The organism is Azoarcus olearius, assembly GCF_001682385.1.
Lineage (GTDB): Bacteria > Pseudomonadota > Gammaproteobacteria > Burkholderiales > Rhodocyclaceae > Azoarcus > Azoarcus olearius.
Genome location: NZ_CP016210.1, coordinates 3,736,551 through 3,752,371, shown reverse-complemented (window position 1 = coordinate 3,752,371; position 15,821 = coordinate 3,736,551). Strand labels below are relative to the sequence as shown.

The 15,821-nt window shown below is 67.6% G+C and carries 12 protein-coding genes; all 12 read left to right on the top strand.

The window, feature by feature from the left end; translation table 11 throughout:
* Positions 1-2 precede the first annotated feature (2 nt).
* The 12 genes from sucD to dqs_RS17050 all read left to right on the top strand — a co-directional run bounded on the left by sucD (position 3) and on the right by dqs_RS17050 (position 15,778).
* A complete protein-coding gene (sucD, locus tag dqs_RS17105; protein ID WP_011767055.1) occupies positions 3-896 on the top strand; it encodes a succinate--CoA ligase subunit alpha in 894 nt (297 codons plus the stop codon).
* A gap of 113 nt (positions 897-1,009) precedes the next feature.
* Positions 1,010-1,765: a PP2C family protein-serine/threonine phosphatase gene (locus tag dqs_RS17100; protein WP_065341239.1), complete on the top strand. Its 756-nt coding sequence runs from the start codon at positions 1,010-1,012 to the stop codon at positions 1,763-1,765.
* Positions 1,766-1,813: 48 nt separating this feature from the next.
* Positions 1,814-2,578: an FHA domain-containing protein gene (locus dqs_RS17095; protein ID WP_011767053.1), complete on the top strand. Its 765-nt coding sequence runs from the start codon at positions 1,814-1,816 to the stop codon at positions 2,576-2,578.
* A gap of 126 nt (positions 2,579-2,704) precedes the next feature.
* Positions 2,705-3,472: a 3',5'-cyclic-nucleotide phosphodiesterase gene (locus dqs_RS17090; RefSeq protein WP_041642792.1), complete on the top strand. Its 768-nt coding sequence runs from the start codon at positions 2,705-2,707 to the stop codon at positions 3,470-3,472.
* Positions 3,473-3,540: 68 nt separating this feature from the next.
* Complete coding sequence (locus dqs_RS17085; RefSeq protein WP_011767051.1) at positions 3,541-5,901, top strand: GspE/PulE family protein; 2,361 nt, start codon at positions 3,541-3,543, stop codon at positions 5,899-5,901.
* 56 nt (positions 5,902-5,957) lie between these two features.
* Entirely contained in the window at positions 5,958-6,659 is a 702-nt protein-coding gene (gene rpe, locus dqs_RS17080; protein WP_065341238.1) for a ribulose-phosphate 3-epimerase, read from the top strand.
* Positions 6,660-6,668: 9 nt separating this feature from the next.
* On the top strand, positions 6,669-7,340 hold the full coding sequence (locus tag dqs_RS17075; RefSeq protein ID WP_065341237.1) for a phosphoglycolate phosphatase: 672 nt from the start codon (positions 6,669-6,671) through the stop codon (positions 7,338-7,340).
* Positions 7,341-7,599: 259 nt separating this feature from the next.
* Positions 7,600-9,072 carry an anthranilate synthase component I gene (trpE, locus tag dqs_RS17070; RefSeq protein WP_011767048.1) on the top strand — a complete coding sequence of 491 codons (1,473 nt, stop codon included), beginning with the start codon at positions 7,600-7,602 and terminating at the stop codon, positions 9,070-9,072.
* A 356-nt stretch (positions 9,073-9,428) separates the two neighbouring features.
* Positions 9,429-10,016, top strand: coding sequence for an aminodeoxychorismate/anthranilate synthase component II (locus dqs_RS17065; RefSeq protein ID WP_011767047.1), 588 nt, complete (start codon positions 9,429-9,431; stop codon positions 10,014-10,016).
* A 15-nt stretch (positions 10,017-10,031) separates the two neighbouring features.
* Positions 10,032-11,069, top strand: coding sequence for an anthranilate phosphoribosyltransferase (gene trpD, locus dqs_RS17060; RefSeq protein WP_011767046.1), 1,038 nt, complete (start codon positions 10,032-10,034; stop codon positions 11,067-11,069).
* Positions 11,069-11,863, top strand: coding sequence for an indole-3-glycerol phosphate synthase TrpC (gene trpC / locus dqs_RS17055; RefSeq protein ID WP_065341236.1), 795 nt, complete (start codon positions 11,069-11,071; stop codon positions 11,861-11,863). Before trpD ends, trpC begins: the two co-directional genes overlap by 1 nt.
* A gap of 3 nt (positions 11,864-11,866) precedes the next feature.
* Complete coding sequence (locus dqs_RS17050; RefSeq protein ID WP_065341235.1) at positions 11,867-15,778, top strand: translocation/assembly module TamB domain-containing protein; 3,912 nt, start codon at positions 11,867-11,869, stop codon at positions 15,776-15,778.
* Positions 15,779-15,821: the final 43 nt, after the last annotated feature.

Below are 15,821 nucleotides of genomic sequence, written 5' to 3'. Positions count from 1 at the left end.
GAATGTCCATCTACATCAACAAAGACACCAAGGTCATCACCCAGGGCATCACCGGGAAGACCGGCCAGTTCCATACCGAAAAGTGCCAGGAATACGCCAACGGCAAGAACTGCTTCGTTGCCGGCGTGAACCCCAAGAAGGCGGGCGAGCGGATCTTCGACATCCCCATCTACGCCTCGGTCAAGGAAGCCGCTTCTGAAACCGGCGCCACCGTTTCCGTCATCTACGTGCCGCCCGCCGGCGCTGCCGCCGCCATCTGGGAAGCCGTCGAAGCCGATCTCGACCTCGCGATCTGCATCACCGAAGGCATCCCGGTCCGCGACATGCTGGAAGTGCGCAACAAGATGAAGGCCAAGGAAGCCGCGGGTGGCAAGAAGACCCTGCTGCTGGGGCCGAACTGCCCGGGTCTGATCACCCCGGACGAAATCAAGATCGGCATCATGCCGGGCCACATCCACCGCAAGGGCCGCATCGGCGTCGTGTCGCGTTCCGGCACCCTGACGTACGAAGCCGTGGCACAGCTCACCGAGCTGGGTCTGGGCCAGTCGTCCGCGGTCGGTATTGGCGGCGACCCGATCAACGGTCTGAAGCACATCGACGTCATGAAGGCCTTCAATGACGATCCGGACACCGATGCGGTCATCATGATCGGTGAGATCGGCGGCCCGGACGAAGCCGAAGCGGCGCTGTGGTGCAAGGCCAACATGAAGAAGCCGGTGGTCGGCTTCATCGCCGGCGTGACCGCGCCGGCCGGCAAGCGCATGGGCCACGCCGGTGCGCTGATCTCTGGCGGTGCCGATACTGCCGACGCCAAGCTCGCCATCATGGAAGAGTGCGGCTTCAAGGTAACGCGCAACCCGTCGGAAATGGGCAAGCTGCTGAAGTCGCTGCTGTAAGCGTCTTCATCTGTGCCGTGAAAAAGCGCCGGCTTGTCCGGCGCTTTTTTGTCTACCCGCGAAATCGTGCGCGCTAGAATGGTCCGATTCTCCCGCCGCGCGACCGTCTCCGAATGTCCGCATCCGTGCCCCCCTTGCTTCGCTGTGCCAGCCGTTCCGATATCGGTAAGGTGCGGGTGCGTAACGAAGACGCCGTCAAAACCGACGTGGACCACGGCTGGCTGATTCTCGCCGACGGCATGGGGGGGTATGAAGGCGGAGACGTGGCTGCCCAACTCGCAGTAGACGTCGTCGACCGCTGCCTGCAGCGGGACGCGATCGGCCTGGAGGATGCGGGTGGCATGTGCCGGATCGCGCGCCGCGCGGCCGAAGATGCGAATGCCGAGATCCGGCGGGTGGGGATGTTGCGGCCCGAACTCGCCGGCATGGGGGCAACCCTGGTGCTCGCGGTGTTTCTCGCCGACGCGCTGGTATGCGCCCATGTCGGCGATTCGCGCCTGTATGTCGCCGGCCCGGACGGACTGCGCCTGCTGACGCGGGATCACACCTTGTTGCAGGAGCGGGTCGACGCCGGCATGATGCGGCCGGAAGATGCACGTCGGTCGCGCTATCGTGGCATGCTTACGCGCGGCCTGGGCGTGGCGTCACTGGTGGAGGCGGATATTGCAGTCCATCCGCTGGGAGGCGCGGAAACCGTGCTTCTGTGCTCCGACGGTCTCACCGACATGCTGGACGACGGTCAGATCTGCGAGATTCTGGCCGGCGGTGGTCCCCTGGAAACCCTGGCCGACCGGCTGGTCGACGCGGCCAACGCCGGGGGCGGGCGCGACAATGTTTCGGTGATCCTGGCGCGGCGGGAAGCGGCTTGAACGAAGGGCTGCAATGCCGCGGTCCGGATCGATTCTACAGGTGTGGTGATGCCGAAGTTGATACTCAGCATGGACGGTCTGGTGCTCAAGGAGATCATCCTCAACAAGGAGCGCACCTCGATCGGGCGGAAGGCATCCAATGACATCCAGATCGACAACCTCGCCATCAGCGGCCATCACGCTGTCATCACCTGCATCCTCAACGACGCCTTTCTTGAGGATCAGAGCAGTACCAACGGAACCTATGTAAACGGGCAGCCGATCAAGAAGTACGTGCTGCAGAACAATGACGTGGTCGAGCTCGGCAAGTACCGGCTGAAGTACCTCGTGGACACAGGCACGCCCGGTTTGTCTCCGTCCGAGATGGTTGATACCGCAAGCCTGAAGCCCTTCGAGGTTTCGCTGGACATCCAGGCTGAACCGCCTGCGCGGCCCGCGCCGGCCCCGTCCGCCGCGGGCAATCCGCAGCGTACGCAGTTGATCCGGCAGGCCGCCACGGCCACTGCGCCGGCAGAGCAGGCCGAGCCGTCGAACAACCCCGGGGCCGAGCGGCTGGGGGTGATCCAGGTGCTCAACGGCGCCAACGCCGGCAGGGAGCTGGAGCTCTCCAAGTCGCTGACCACGCTGGGAAAACCCGGTCGGCAGGTGGCGGTCATCACGCGCCGTGCGCATGGATACTTCATCACCCATGTCGAGGGCGGCAACTTCCCGCTGGTCAATGGGCGTGCGCTGGATGCCCAGGCGCACCGGCTCAACGATCACGACATCATCGAACTGGCCGGCGTGAAAATGGAGTTTTTTCTCCGCCCGTGAGGCGCCCAAAATCCCGCGTGATTTATCGCACACGGGTCTTTTGCCGCGCGGTGCTAAGGTCCGCCCACTGAGCGCACGGGTGGGCCGGCGCGCCGTTCGGAACAGGTTGCCGGTCAGTAATTCGATATGAAGCTCAGGGTGCTCGGATGTAGCGGAGGGATCGGCGGCAGGACGTCGCGGACAACTTCGTTTCTCGTGGACGATGACATCCTCATCGACTGCGGCACCGGCGTGGGCGATCTGGAATACGGTCAGCTCAAGCGCATCGATCACATCTTCATCACCCACGCGCACCTTGATCACATCGCGATGATTCCGCTGCTGATCGATTCGGTGGGTGAGGCGCGGGGCGTTCCGGTTACCGTGTATGGGTCGGCGGAGACCATCCGGATCCTGCGTTCGCACATCTTCAACTGGTTGATCTGGCCAGACTTTTCCGCAATCCCCGACCGCCATCGGCCCTTCCTGCGTTTCCAGGTGATCAAGGTGGGCGAGACCGTGCGGCTGGCGCGGGGCGCGGTGACGGTGATGCCTGCGCACCACACCGTGCCTGCCGTGGCCTATTGCCTGGACAGCGGCGACGGGCAGTTGGTCTATTCCGGCGACACCGCGTATTGCCCGGAACTCATCGCCGCGATCAACCGGACGCCGCATCTGCGCCACCTGATTGTCGAGACCGCGTTTCCCAACGAGCAGCAAGGTCTCGCGCTCGCATCCCGGCACCTGTGCCCGGCGATGCTGGGGGCGATGCTCGACGAAATCACGGTGACGCCCGAGGTCCACATCAGTCACCTGAAGCCCGGTGTCGACGACCGCATCATGGACCAGTTGTCGAGCTATCGCGGGCCTTTGCGCCCGCGCCGGCTGATGCATGGCCAGGAGCTTACGTTCTGACGCGGACAGCGTTGCCGACGAGCCGTTAGAATGACGGCCCACCTTCGATCGACACGCCACGATCCACCATGAGCGCAACGCCGGGCAAGGCGCCCGCGGGCGGAGACGTCGCCCGCCGGCTGGCCTTCTTCAAGGGCCTGCAGGCCATCACCACGCGAATCCACGCCACCCAGGACATCGACGAGATCATCTTCGAGCTGTCGGCCGACATTTGCGCGCTGTTCGATGTCGAGCGCCTGTCGATCTACGTGGTGGAGGAGAACGGCACCGTCATTGCCACCAAGGTCAAGACGGGACTGCAGAGCGTGCAGAACATCCGGCTGCCGATCGCCGAGAACAGCGTTGCGGGTTATGTCGCCGCTACCGGCAAGCTGCTCAATATCGCGGACGTCTACGACGCCGACGAACTTCACGCGATCTCGCCCAAGCTGGAATTCCGCCGCGAGGTGGATGAGGCGACCGGTTATCGCGCCCGCCAGATGCTGGCGGCGCCCATCACCAACCCCGACAGCGGCAAGCTCGAAGGCGTGATCCAGCTGATCAACCTGGGCGCGGGCGCGGTGTTTTCCGGCTTCGCCGAGGAAGGGCTGCTCGGCCTGGCACAGACGCTCGGCGTTGCCTTTGGCCGTCACCAGGCCCAGGCCACGCTGCAGGCCCGCTCCCGCTTTGACGCACTGGTCGCGGACGGACGCATCACGCCGGAGGAACTGGGCAACGCCACGCGCAAGGGGCGCGAGAGCGGCATCCCGGTGGAGGTGGTGCTGATCACCGACTATCGCCTGACCGAGGCCGAAGTGGGCGAAGCGGCCGCGCGCTTCTACGGCGTGCCTTACGAGCCGTATCGTGCCGACCGCGTGAAGCCGATGGACCTGCTGCGCAACATCAAGCGCGACTACGTCCAGCAAAGTCAGTGGCTGCCGCTGGAGGAAACGACCGAAGGCGTGGTCATCATGACCACCGACCCGGAGCAGGTGCGTGCTTCCCGCATCGCCGAAAATGTCTTCCCCCGCAAGAAGCTCGCGTTCCGTGTCACCACCCGCGGTGAATTCGACCGCACCGTGAACCAGTTCTTCGAAGCCCAACTTGACACCAGCTCGGTCAACGACCTGCTGATGGGCCTGGACGACGACAACGACGAAGGTTCGCTGTCGGACGACGTCAATGCCGCTGCCGACAACGAACTCGTCAAGCTGGTCAACAAGGTCATCATCGACGCCTACAAGCAGGGCGCATCCGACATCCACGTCGAGCCGCGCCCGGGCAAGGAAAAGACGCTGATCCGGTTCCGCAAGGACGGCACCCTGGTGCCCTACATCGAGGTGCCGGCGAGCTACCGCAATCCGTTGATCACGCGCATCAAGATCATGTGCGACCTCGACATCTCCGAGCGTCGCCGCCCGCAGGACGGCAAGATCAAGTTCCGCAAGTATGCCCCGCTGGATATCGAACTGCGGGTGGCTACGGTGCCCACCGCCGGCGGCACCGAGGACGTGGTGATGCGCATCCTCGCGCACAGCGAGCCGCTGCCGCTGGGCGAACTCGCGCTCTCACCGCGCAACCTCGAACGCCTGCGCGAGACCATTACCAAGCCTTACGGCGTGTTCTTCGTCTGCGGCCCCACCGGCTCCGGCAAGACCACCACGCTGCACTCCATCCTCGGCTACATCAACACCCCGGAAACCAAGATCTGGACGATCGAGGATCCGGTCGAAATCACCCAGAAGGGCCTGCGCCAGGTGCAGGTGAACCGCAAGGCCGGGCTGGACTTCGCCACCATGATGCGCGCCTTCCTGCGCGCCGACCCGGACGTGATCATGGTCGGCGAGATGCGTGACGAGGAAACGGTGTCGGTCGGCATCGAGGCGTCGCTCACCGGCCACCTCGTGCTGTCGACGCTGCACACCAACAGCGCGCCGGAGTCGGTCATCCGGCTGCTCGACATGGGGATGGATCCGTTCAATTTCTCGGATGCGCTGCTCGGCGTGCTCGCGCAGCGCCTGGCCAAGCGCTTGTGCCGGCACTGCCGCCAGGCCTATATCGCGGAAGATGCTGAGATCGAGCACCTGCTCGACGAGTACTGCGCCGACATGCACCTCACCGCCGCCTTCCAGGCCGACCCGGAAGGCGCCCGGGCCGAGGTCCTGTCGCAATGGCGGGCGCACCATGCCGATGGCGAAGGGCGGTTTACGCTGTATCGCGCGGTGGGCTGCCCGGAGTGCAATCACGGCTACCGCGGCCGTGTCGGCCTGCATGAGCTGATGGTCGGCACGGAGGCGATCAAGCGCGTGATCCAGGGGCGCGGCCACCTCGCCCAGATGCTGGCGGTTGCGCTGCAGGACGGCATGCGCACCCTGCGCCAGGACGGCATCGAGAAGGTGCTGGGGGGCATCACCGACCTCAAGCAGGTACGCAAGGTCTGCCTGCGCTGATCGCGGGCCAGCGGCGGGGCGGTTAGAATGCCGCCCTTCCGCTTCTGGAGTTCCCCATGTTCCGCATCGCCCCCAGCATCCTATCCGCCAACTTCGCGCGACTCGGCGAGGAAGTGAGCCAGGTCGTGGCGTCCGGCGCGGACTGGATCCACTTCGACGTGATGGACAACCATTACGTCCCCAATCTCACCATCGGCCCGCTGGTGTGCGAGGCCTTGCGCCCGGTCACCACCGCGCCGATCGACGTCCATCTGATGGTGAAGCCGGTCGACCGCATCATTCCCGACTTCGCCAAGGCCGGCGCCAACATCATCACCTTCCATCCCGAGGCTTCCGAGCACATCGACCGCAGTCTCGGCCTGATCCGTGACTCCGGCTGCCAGGCCGGCCTGGTGTTCAACCCAGCCACCCCGCTGCACTACATGGACCACGTCATGGACAAGCTCGACGTGGTGCTGCTGATGAGCGTAAACCCCGGTTTCGGCGGGCAGAAGTTCATTCCCGAAACGCTCAACAAGCTGCGTGCCGCGCGTGCAAGGCTCGACGCCTACGAGGCGCAGAGCGGCCGCCGCATCCTGCTGGAGATCGACGGCGGCGTGAAGGTGGACAACATCGCGGAGATTGCCCGTGCGGGCGCGGACACCTTCGTCGCGGGTTCCGCCGTGTTCGGTGCGGGCAAGGACAGCGACCCCAACCGCTACGACGGCGTGATCGGCGCGCTGCGTGCCGAGCTTGCCGCGGTCGGCGCCCCGGGCTGAGCGAACGCGATGACGCATTTTCCCGCCCGCGCAGTGCTGTTCGACCTCGACGGCACGCTGCTCGACACCATCGGCGACCTCGCCGAAGCAGCCAACCGCATGCTCGCCGAACTCGGTCGGCCGCAACGCCCGTTGGAGGAAATCCACAGCTTCGTCGGCAAAGGCCTGCCCAACCTCGTGCGGCGTTGCCTCACCGAGAACGCGGAAGCGAGCGAAGCCGAGATCGACGCTGCGATCCCGGTCTTCCGGCGCCATTACACCGTGGTCAACGGTCTCGGCACGCGCGCCTATCCGGGGGTCGTCGAAACCCTGGAGGCGATGGCCGCGCGCGGCTTCCGGCTGGCGGTGGTGACCAACAAGGCGGGCGATTTCACCCTGCCGCTGCTCGAACGCATGGACATCGCCCGCTATTTCCAGGCCGTCGTCAGCGGCGACACGCTGCCGGTGAAGAAGCCCGATCCGGCGATGCTGGTCCATGCCTGCGAGCTGCTCGGCGTGAGTCCGCGCGAGGCCGTGATGATCGGCGACTCGGCCAACGACGCGCTCGCGGCCCGCGCTGCGGGCATGCCGGTGCTGCTTGTCAGCTATGGCTACAGCGAGGGCATGCCGGTGGACACTATCGAATGCGATGGGCTACTATCCGACGCACTTCAGGCGCTGGACCATATCATTCCGGCATGAACGCCGGACAGCGCCGCTCCAGCTGCGGTAGCTCACCTCACACAGAAAGCATCGTGACTCTCGAACAGCGGTTCCCGGAAAAGGATTTTGCGACCGTCTCCCCATGCCTCGACTGGCGTGGCGGCTGGCGTTGGCCTCTGGGCCACTAATACGCGAACCCCTCGCGGGTCCCGGCACCTGACTGCGCCTCCTGGCGCGCACCTCCGCCGGCTCCACCCGCCCAGCAGTCTTCCGGATCAACCGTTTTCGTGGAGCACCCATGCTCGAACAGGAATTCAATGCCCTGGCTGAACAGGGCTACAACCGCATCCCGGTCACGCTCGAGACCTTCGCCGATCTCGACACGCCGCTCTCCATCTACCTGAAGCTCGCCAACGAGCCCTACACCTACCTGCTGGAATCGGTGCAGGGCGGCGAGCGCTTCGGCCGTTACTCCTTCATCGGTCTCGCATCGCCGACGCGCATCGAGGTGTATGGCCGTTCGGCGCTGCTGCTCACCGGCAACCGCCTCGTCGAGCGCCGCGACTACGGCGACCCGCTCAACTTCGTCGCCGAGTTCATGAACCGCATCAAGGTGCCGCCCCGCGAGCATCTGCCGCGCTTCGCGGGTGGGTTGGTTGGTTGCTTCGGCTACGACACCGTGCGCTACATCGAGCCCCGCCTCGCCAAGACCGACAAACCCGACGCGATCGGTACGCCGGACATCCTGCTGATGCTGTCGGAGGAGATCGCCATCGTCGACAACCTCACCGGCAAGCTCACGCTGGTGGTGTATGCCGAGCCCGAGGTGCCGGGCGCCTTCAAGCGCGCCAAGAAGCGCCTGCAGGAACTGCTCGCCCGGCTGCGCGCGCCGGTGGCCATCCCGGAGGAGTCGCGCGCCGAGTCCGCGCCGGCGGTCTCCAGCTTCGGCGAGGAGGCCTTCAAGGACGCGGTGCGCCGCGCCAAGCAGTACATCGTCGACGGCGACATCATGCAGGTGGTGTTGTCGCAGCGCATGAGCAAGCCGTTCGCCGCGCATCCGATGGCGCTTTACCGGGCGATCCGCTCGCTGAATCCTTCGCCCTACATGTTCTACTTCAACCTCGAGGACTTTCATGTCGTCGGCGCCTCGCCGGAAATCCTGGTGCGGCTGGAGGACGATACGGTGACAGTGCGGCCGATCGCCGGCACCCGCAAGCGCGGCGCTACCGTCGCCGAGGATGCAGCGCTGGAAGAGGACCTGCTGGCCGACCAGAAGGAGTGCGCGGAGCACCTGCAGTTGCTCGATCTCGGCCGCAACGATGCCGGCCGGGTGTCGGAGACGGGTACGGTGAAGGTCACCGAACGCTTTACCGTCGAGCGCTATTCCCACGTGATGCATATCGTGTCCAACGTCGAAGGACAGTTGAAGGAGGGGCTGGACGCGCTGGCGGTGCTGCGCGCCACTTTCCCGGCCGGCACGGTGTCGGGCGCGCCCAAGCTGCGCGCGATGGAGATCATCGACGAGCTGGAGCCGGTCAAGCGGGGCATCTACGCCGGGTCGGTGGGTTATGTCGGTTTCCACGGCGACATGGACCTGGCAATCGCGATCCGCACCGCGGTGCTGAAGGACGGTCAGATCCACGTGCAGGCGGGGGCGGGCATCGTTGCCGATTCCGACCCGGACGCCGAATGGCAGGAAACGCAGAACAAGGCGCGCGCCATGCTGCGGGCGGCCGAGATGGCCGAGGGCGGGCTGGATACGCAGGTTTGAGGTTTGTGCCGCTGGTGGCTTGGTGAGCTGAAACCGGCGGCACGGGTGGTATTTGTTCCAGTTCTGCGGAACTCGCTCGCTCGGACAGTCCTCGCCCTTCCGCAAACACCACCCCTGTCGCCTCGTGGTGGCGAAGGCTCGAAGGCCGCGAGCGGTGATTCGTGGAGGATGTGGGGTGTTCCTGGAGCCGGCGAGGACTGTCCGAGCCCGAAGGGCGAGTTCCGCAGCCGGCGGAAGGAACTCCGCGCAGCCTCCGCAGCGCCCAAACGGTTCAGCCACTAGCCGCCCAGCGCCCACAGAAATTCCATAGCGTCGCAACCCACACCGGTCGCGACGCAGCGAAAAGGAAAACCGACATGTTGCTGATGATCGACAACTACGACAGCTTCACCTACAACCTGGTGCAGTACTTCGGCGAACTCGGCGCCGAGGTGAAGGTGTTCCGCAACGATGAAATCACCCTCGAGCAGATCGCCCACATGAAGCCCGACCACCTCGTCATCTCGCCCGGGCCGTGCTCGCCGGCGGAGGCGGGTATCTCGGTGGCGGCAATCCGCGAATTTGCAGGCAAACTCCCCATCCTCGGCGTCTGCCTCGGCCACCAGAGCATCGGCGCCGCCTTCGGCGGCCGCATCGTCCATGCGCAGAAACTCATGCATGGCAAGACCTCGCCGGTGCATCACAAGGACCTCGGCGTGTTCCGCGGGCTGCCCAATCCGCTCACCTGCACCCGCTACCATTCGCTCGCGATCGAACGCGCCAGCCTGCCCGACTGTCTTGAAGTAACCGCCTGGACGGACGATGGCGAGATCATGGGCGTGCGCCACAAGACGCTGGACGTCGAAGGCGTGCAGTTCCACCCCGAATCGATCATGACCGAGCGCGGCCATGACCTGCTGAAGAACTTCCTCGACTCGACCCGCAGCCTGCCTGCCGCCGCCTGACCGGAACACGCGACCATGACGATTACCGCCCAGCAAGCGCTCCAGCGCACCATCGAACACCGCGAAATCTTCTTCGACGAAATGCTGTCGCTGATGCGCCAGATCATGGCCGGCGAAGTCTCGCCGGTGATGACCGCCGCCATCCTCACCGGCCTGCGCGTCAAGAAGGAAACCATCGGCGAGATCACCGCCGCCGCCACCGTGATGCGCGAACTCGCCACCAAGGTGGTGGTGCCGCCGCCGCACGACCACTTCATCGACGTCGTCGGCACCGGCGGCGACGGCTCGCACACTTTCAACATCTCCACCGCCACCATCTTCGTCACTGCGGCAGCGGGGGCGCGCGTTGCCAAGCATGGCAACCGCAGCGTGTCGTCCAAGTCCGGCAGTGCGGACGCGCTCGAAGCGCTCGGCGCCAACATCATGCTGACGCCCGAGCAGGTGGCCGAATGCGTGCAGGCCACCGGCATCGGCTTCATGTTCGCACCCAGCCACCACAGCGCGATGAAGAACGTCGCCCCGGTGCGGCGCGAGATGGGCGTGCGCACCATCTTCAACATCCTCGGCCCGCTCACCAACCCGGCCGGCGCGCCCAATACCCTGCTCGGCGTGTTCCACCCGGACCTCGTCGGCATCCTGGTGCGCGTAATGGAACGCCTTGGCGCCAACCACGTGCTGGTGGTGCACGGCCTGGACGGCATGGACGAAGTCAGCCTCGGCGCCGCCACGATGGTGGGCGAACTGAAGGACGGCGAGGTCAGCGAATACGAGATCCACCCGGAAGACTACGGCCTGGCGATGGTCGGCAGCCGCAACCTGCGTGTCGAGGATGCCGACGAATCGCGCCGGGTGCTGGTGGGTGCGCTGGAAAACCAGCCCGGGCCGGCGCGCGAGATCGTCATCTTCAACGCAGGGGTTGCGCTGTATGCGGCCAACCTGGTCGATTCCATCGAGGCCGGCATCGTCCGCGCGCGCGAACTCGTCGCGAGCGGCGCGGCACGGGCCAAGCTGGACGAGTACGTGCAATTCACGCGCAAGTTCGGAGGCGCCTGATGAGCGACATCCTGCAGAAGATCTGCGCGGTCAAGCGCGAGGAAGTCACCGCCGCGCTTGCGGCCAAACCGCTCGCCATCGTGCGGGCAGAGGCCGAGGCGCAGCCCGCGGCGCGCGATTTCGTCGGCGCGATCCGCGGCAGGATCACCGCGGGCCGACCGGCGGTGATCGCCGAGATCAAGAAGGCCAGTCCCTCCAAAGGGGTGATCCGCGAGGACTTCCGGCCCGCCGACATCGCGCCCTCGTACGAGGCCGCGGGCGCGGCCTGCCTGTCGGTGCTGACCGACAAACCCTTCTTCCAGGGCGCGCCGGAATACCTGCAGGCCGCCCGCGCCGCCTGCGCGCTGCCGGCGCTGCGCAAGGATTTCCTCGTCGACGCCTATCAGGTGTACGAAGCGCGCGCGATGGGTGCGGACGCCATCCTGCTGATCGCCGCCTGCCTTTCGCTGACCGAGATGCAGGACATGGAGGCGATCGCCCACGGCCTCGGCATGGGCGTGCTGGTCGAGGTCCATGACGGCGCCGAACTCGAACAGGCCTTGAAGCTGCGCACGCCGCTCGTCGGCATCAACAACCGCAACCTGCGCACGTTCGAAGTCTCGCTGCAGACCACGCTCGGTCTGCTGCCGCGGCTGGCGGCGGAGGCGGACCGCATCGTCGTCACCGAGTCCGGCATTCTCGCGCCGGCCGATGTCGCCTTGATGCGCGAGAACGGCGTGAATGCCTTCCTGGTCGGGGAGGCCTTCATGCGCGTACCCGACCCCGGCGCCGGTTTGCGCGCCTTGTTCGGCTAAGGCATGGACGGGCCGGACGACAGCGCCAACGCGCCCCCGGCCCCGCCCGCGCCCGCACCCCCGCGGGCGCGCCGTCGCCGCTGGCCGCTGCTGCTGGCGGCCGCGCTGCTGGGGCTGCTCGCCGCGCTGGCCTGGAGTGTCTCCACCGAAGCCGGCTTGCAGGCCGTGGGCCGCCTTGCCAGCCGCATCGCCCCCGGCGAGTTGCGCATCGAGCAGGCCGGGGGCCGGCTGCTCGGCCCGCTGCGCATCGGGCGGCTGAGCTTCGTTTCGCCTTCCACCGAACTGACGGTGGATGATTTCGTGCTCGAATGGACGCCGGCCGAACTCCTGCACGGCCGGCTCGAGATCCAGCGCATTGCCGCCCGCAGCGTCGCCTTGCGGCAGCGCCCCGGTCCGCCCGACGGTACGCCGCCGACGCCGCCCGCCTCGCTCGCGCTGCCGGTCGAGCTTTCCGTCAGCCACATCGAAATCGACGCCCTGCGGCTGCAACAGGGCGAGGACGCCACCTCCGCGATCGTCCTGAACACCCTGCGTGGCGGATTCGCCGCCGACGCCGAAGCGCTCGTCCTGCGCGATTTCTCCGTCGCCAGCACCTTTGGCGACCTGCGGGCGGAAGCGCGCATCGCTGCGGTCGCACCGTTCGCGCTGAGCGCCCGCGCCAGCCTGGACGGGCAGCACGCAGGGCAGCTCTTCCAGGCGACGGTCGACGCGGACGGCACCCTGTTCGCGACCCGGCTCCAGGCCAGCCTGCACGGCAACGCGGCCACGGGGAGCGTCACGCTGGAGGCGACCCCGTTCGAGGACCTGCCCTTGCGCGGCGTCCGCCTGCGACTGGAGGGCGTCGACCCGGCGCTCTTCGTCGCTGCCGCACCCAGCGCACGGCTGACGGTCGAGGCCGAACTGGGCGCGCAGGCCTCGCCTGCCGGGGCGCTGATCCTGAGCGGTCCGCTGCGGTTGGCGAATGCCGCGCCCGCGCCGCTCAATCGCGGCGGCATTCCCCTCCGCGGCGTCGCGGGCGTCCTTCAATGGTCTGGCGACGAGGGTGCGCTGGAGCAACTCGCGATCGAATTGGCGGGACGGGCCCGCGCCACCGGCCGGCTCGGGTGGACGCAGCAGGTGGGCGCCGAAGGGCTGCAGTTCGAACTCGGGCTCAGCGAACTCGATCTGCACGCCATGGACGATCGTCTGCCGGCCCATCGTTTGTCCGGCGACCTGAGGGGCGAGGCAGGGCCGACGCGCCAGCACGCGCGCGTGGCGCTGCGCCTCGGCGGCGCCCGCATCGAAGCCGAGGGCGCCCGCGAGGTGGCGGCCACGGGTGACGGCTCGACGGTGACCGGGAAGGCGCTGGTGCGCGACTTCGACCCCGCCGCGCTGTTCCCCGGCGCACCCGGCGGGCGCATCAATCTGCAGCTCGATGTCGACGGCCAGCTCGCGGCGCAGAACGCGCTGGCCCTGCGTTTCGAACTGCCCGAGGGGCGTTTGCAGGGGCGGCCGGTGCGCGGCAAGGGGCGTCTCGACGTGGTGCAGGCGCCCGGCCTGCTGCGGCTGGAGGACGTTGCGGTCGCGCTCGACCTCGCCGGTAACCGCATCGACGCGGACGGCGCCTGGGGGGCCGGCAAGGACCGGCTGCGTTTCGTCATCGACGCGCCGGCGCTGGATGCGCTCGGCTACGGCTTCGGCGGGCGGATGGGCGCGGCCGGCGAACTGACCGGCGGCGCGCAGGGCGCGGCTGGCGAGTTCCAGCTGTTTGCCTCCGCGCTGACCCTGCCTGGCGCGATGCGCATCGACGGCGCCAACGCGAGCGGCCGGCTGAGTGCCGGGCCCAAGGGTACGCTGGTGCTGGCGGCCGGGTTCAGCGGCATCGGTCAGCGCGGCGCTCGCGACAACCAGATCGACGTGCTGCGCATCGCGGTGGATGGCCGGGTGGATGCCCACACCGTGGCGGCCGAAGCGGAGGGCGTCAGCGGCCATCGGGTCGACATCGGACTGGACGGCGGCTGGAACGGCACCACGACGCCGGGACGCTGGGTGGGCCGGCTGGTCCGCCTGCAGACGGAAGGGCGATTCCCGCTGCGGCTGCGGGCGCCGGCCGCGCTGGACCTCGGCAGCGAACAGGTCCGCCTGGGCACGGCGGAACTGACGGCCGGAGAAGCGGGCCGCATCCGCCTCGACGAAACGCGCTGGTCCCCCGCTAGCAGCGCGTTCCGCGGCTCGCTCACCGGACTTGCGCTTGGCCTGACCACGCGGCGCGACGGCACGCCCCGGCGCGGCCCCGGGCCGCTGGTGCTCGGTGCCGAGTGGGACTTGCGGCTGGCCGACAGCGTGGAGGGCGAGGCGCGGGTGTTCCGCGAGTCGGGCGACCTGAGCGTGGAGGGCGAGATCCCGACGCGGCTCGGGCTGGACGGGTTCGAACTGCGGCTGGCGGCGCGCGGAACCCGCCTATCGGGTTCCTTGGCTGCCAGCGGTGCCGAACTCGGCGAGCTGTCGGGCAGCGCGACTGCCGCGCTGAAGCGCGCCGGCGGGGTGTGGACCGTGGACATGGATGCGCCGCTGCTCGGCTCGGCCCGGCTGGCGATGCCGTCCATCGCCTGGTTCGGCCGCCTGCTGCAGGAGCGGGTGGAAACCGGCGGGCGCCTGGACGGCGAATTCACGCTCGCCGGCACCCCGGCGGCACCGTACGCCAGCGGCCGCATCCGCGGCCAGACGCTGCGCCTCGCGCTGGTCGACCAGGGGCTGATCCTGGCCGGCGGCGAATTGCTGGCCGATTTCGACCGCGAACGCCTGCGCATCGAACGCCTGTCCTTCATCTCGCCCAATCGCGTCAATCCGCGCGACAACCGCATTCCGGTCGCGGCGCTCACCGCCACCCCGGGCCGTCTCGATGCGCAGGGGGAGATCGCGCTCGCGAGCGGCGAGGGCGCCTTCCGCTTCACTGCCGATCGCCTGCCCTTGCTGCAGCGCCCCGACCGCTGGCTGATCCTGTCCGGCCGCGGCGAGGCCCACTCCACCTGGACCTCGCTGGCGCTCGACGCGGCGCTGCGGGCCGACGCCGGCTATGTCGAAATCGCCGATACGCCGCCGCCCGCGCTGTCCGACGACGTGGTGATCCTCGGGCGCGAGCAGCCCGCCGGCACGCCCTTCGCCATCTCCGCCGACATCCGCATCGGGCTCGGCGATGCCCTGTACCTGTCCGCGCTGGGGGTGGAGACGCGCCTTGCCGGTGCGTTCTCGCTGCGCCAGCGGCCGGGCCAGGCGCTGGCTGCCGTCGGTACGGTCAATACGGTGGGGGGTACCTACAAGGGCTACGGCCAGCGGCTGGAGATCGAGCGCGGCCTGGTCAGCTTCCAGGGGCCGGTCGACGATCCGGGGCTCAACATCGTCGCGCTGCGCAAGGGGCTCGCGGTCGAGGCCGGGGTGGCGATCACCGGCAGCGCGCGCCGGCCGCAAGTGCGGCTGGTGTCCGAACCCTCGGTGCCGGACCCGGAAAAACTGTCGTGGATCGTGCTCGGCCGCGCGCCGGATGCCGCCGGTGGGGCGGACCTTGCACTGCTGCTGCCGGCTGCGCAGGCGCTGCTCGGCGGACCCGGCGGGGGCATGACCGAGCAGCTCAGCCGCAGTCTGGGCTTCGACACCTTCTCGATCGGCCAGGGCGAACTCAACAGCAGTTCGCGCACCGCGACCAGCAAGGTGGCGGGTGCCGGCACGACTATTGCAAGCGATCCCACTGTAGCGGGCCAGGTGTTGAGCGTGGGCAAGCGCCTGTCGACCGATCTCTTCCTGTCCTTCGAGCAAAGCCTCGGTGGCGCGGAAAGTCTGGTCAAGCTCACTTATCAGCTCGGCCGTCGGGTTTCGGTCGTGGCACGGGGCGGAACCGACAACGCCCTTGATCTTTATTACACGTTCGCGTTCCGCTGAGGGACGTCCCGGCGCCGTCCGTCTCTATGTCTTTCGATATGTG

Bases quoted from the DNA above. Each gene is read 5' to 3' on its own strand.
- dqs_RS17065 (WP_011767047.1), top strand. From the start codon at position 9,429: ATGTTGCTGATGATCGACAACTACGACAGCTTCACCTACAACCTGGTG.
- dqs_RS17050 (WP_065341235.1), top strand. From the start codon at position 11,867: ATGGACGGGCCGGACGACAGCGCCAACGCGCCCCCGGCCCCGCCCGCG.
- dqs_RS17075 (WP_065341237.1), top strand. From the start codon at position 6,669: ATGACGCATTTTCCCGCCCGCGCAGTGCTGTTCGACCTCGACGGCACG.
- dqs_RS17100 (WP_065341239.1), top strand. From the start codon at position 1,010: ATGTCCGCATCCGTGCCCCCCTTGCTTCGCTGTGCCAGCCGTTCCGAT.
- trpC (WP_065341236.1), top strand. From the start codon at position 11,069: ATGAGCGACATCCTGCAGAAGATCTGCGCGGTCAAGCGCGAGGAAGTC.
- dqs_RS17095 (WP_011767053.1), top strand. From the start codon at position 1,814: ATGCCGAAGTTGATACTCAGCATGGACGGTCTGGTGCTCAAGGAGATC.
- trpD (WP_011767046.1), top strand. From the start codon at position 10,032: ATGACGATTACCGCCCAGCAAGCGCTCCAGCGCACCATCGAACACCGC.
- sucD (WP_011767055.1), top strand. From the start codon at position 3: ATGTCCATCTACATCAACAAAGACACCAAGGTCATCACCCAGGGCATC.
- dqs_RS17085 (WP_011767051.1), top strand. From the start codon at position 3,541: ATGAGCGCAACGCCGGGCAAGGCGCCCGCGGGCGGAGACGTCGCCCGC.
- rpe (WP_065341238.1), top strand. From the start codon at position 5,958: ATGTTCCGCATCGCCCCCAGCATCCTATCCGCCAACTTCGCGCGACTC.
- dqs_RS17090 (WP_041642792.1), top strand. From the start codon at position 2,705: ATGAAGCTCAGGGTGCTCGGATGTAGCGGAGGGATCGGCGGCAGGACG.
- trpE (WP_011767048.1), top strand. From the start codon at position 7,600: ATGCTCGAACAGGAATTCAATGCCCTGGCTGAACAGGGCTACAACCGC.